Annotated in this window: 3 protein-coding genes and 1 pseudogene; all 4 read right to left on the bottom strand. The window is 66.5% G+C overall.

All coding sequences use genetic code 11. From position 1 onward, the window contains the following. Nucleotides 1-251 (bottom strand): annotated as a pseudogene (locus FrCorBMG51_RS24365) (hypothetical protein); the annotation flags it as partial. Between the two features lie 161 nt (nt 252-412). Further along, nucleotides 413-580, bottom strand: a complete 168-nt coding sequence (locus FrCorBMG51_RS28885; RefSeq protein WP_157180676.1) for a hypothetical protein — start codon at nt 578-580, stop codon at nt 413-415. A gap of 315 nt (nt 581-895) precedes the next feature. Then, nucleotides 896-1,024: a hypothetical protein gene (locus tag FrCorBMG51_RS32780; RefSeq protein WP_268760602.1), complete on the bottom strand. Its 129-nt coding sequence runs from the start codon at nt 1,022-1,024 to the stop codon at nt 896-898. Nucleotides 1,025-1,085: 61 nt separating this feature from the next. Next, on the bottom strand, nt 1,086-1,508 hold the full coding sequence (locus tag FrCorBMG51_RS24370) for a hypothetical protein (RefSeq protein WP_047225338.1): 423 nt from the start codon (nt 1,506-1,508) through the stop codon (nt 1,086-1,088). Between the last annotated feature and the right edge of the window lie 277 nt (nt 1,509-1,785).

A 1,785-nucleotide genomic window follows, 5' to 3' on the forward strand; every position in this document is an offset into this window, starting at 1 on the left:
TGGCAAATCTTAGTCCGGATAAGCAGTCCGACGACCGATAGATCAACTGCGGGCGCCACCAGTGGCGCCACCCACATCGGAACGCCGAGACGCAGCCCGAGCGCGAGCACATTCCCGAAGCCGAAGAGGAACGTCAACGCGACCACCACGCCGACGATCACGGTCACGAGACGGGTCGAGGTGTCCGGAACCACCCGAGATTCGGAACACCCGTTCGATTCGACAGATGATGTCCGAGTCGGCGCGGTCACTGGACATCGTCCCTGGCCAGGGCCCGGGTCGCGACCGGTCGGACAGTGATTTCAGGGCCAGCAACCAAGATCAATCGGTTCGGATGCTGGTACACATGGTCCACCTGGTAGGCGGACGGGTCGGTGGACCGCTGTCCCTTCACCCACTGTGACCTGCGGGTTCATGAGAAGTACCTTTTGGGATTGCGCAGGCGGTTTCCGGCATTGTCCGAACCGGGGGCCATCGTGCAGGGCGCCGCCTGGGAGACCGCGCCCCGCCGCGAGTGGTCGGTGAACAGCCCGGTGACGATGTCGAGCAGCGTGTCAGCGTCGGTCGGCAGCGCGAACACGTGCAGGGTGCCGTCGCCCGGTTCCTCGACGGTCTCTTACCCGGATCCGCTACCGGCCCGGGCCGTGGTCGGGGGCGATTGGGCTTAAGTCGTAGTCGGCGCCGGCAGGCACAACGGGACCTCGGTGACTCGGCCGCTACCTCGTCAGGCGGACTGTGACGCCGACGTTCCGCAGCGCGGACACGATGAGCATCTGGAGGTGCCCGGGCTTCCCACCGGCCGCGGTCCGCGACGGTGGCGTGGGATGGTCATGGCGAGGGTCGCCTTCCTGCCGCGGCGGGAGGGATATGCGGTGGGGGCGGCGGTAGTCGATGGTCAGCCCGCCGCGGGCGGCAGGCGGGACGCCGACCAGAAGCCGATGAACCCGGCGATGCGGCGGGCGTCGGCGAACAGCACCCCTGCGTTGACGGCGGGATGTCTGCCAGGTCTTACAGGCCGAGCCACGCCCGCGCGCAAAAGCGCGAGCAGGGCGTCACCAACCGAATCCGGGGCAATGAGATGAGGATCAGGTGCTGACGGCCGCAGCGTCGGCGCGAGCCAAGGTGGCGTCCAGGACGGCGTACTCGGCTTCTTCCACAGCGGCGATAGCGAAAGAGATCGCGCAGACGGCGTCGTCCTCCGCGTACTCCGCGCGCCGCTCGGCACGCTGGGCGTCGCGCTCGGCCTGCTTCTGTTGGACCTCAGCACGCACCTTGCTCACGTGGTCCTTCCAGCGGTCCTGGATCTCGCGCCACCGACTGGAAGCCTCCTGGGTCACGTCCGAGGCCTTCTCACGAAGCTCGCTCGCGTGCTGCTCGGCGTTGGCGCGAGCCTGCTCGACTTTGGCCGCCAGCTCCTCGCGGGTCTCGGCCTCGGCGGCATCCGCAGCACCCTCGGCTGCCTTGGCACGCCTCGAGAGGTAGGCCAGCTGCTCGGACAAACGGGCCATAATTCTCACCCTTCCGCCGTCTTCCTGCATAATCACGTGGCAGCTATGCTAGCGCGGATTCCTGGCTGACGCAGGTCCACCCCAACGACGGCGACCATCGCAACCTACATCCCCATTACAGTGATTTGCAACCATCTGTCGACGTCAAACGGCTCGAAGTACAGCGGAGATCCGCCACCCAACAGCGAGTGAATGCGCGGCACGCCGAACAGCCTCCAGCCGCGCACTCCCGAGTCGACTTCCGGCGAGTTTGATGGGACTGTTTCAAGATCGGTGT

Source organism: Protofrankia coriariae, from assembly GCF_001017755.1.
In the GTDB taxonomy this organism is placed as follows: domain Bacteria; phylum Actinomycetota; class Actinomycetes; order Frankiales; family Frankiaceae; genus Protofrankia; species Protofrankia coriariae.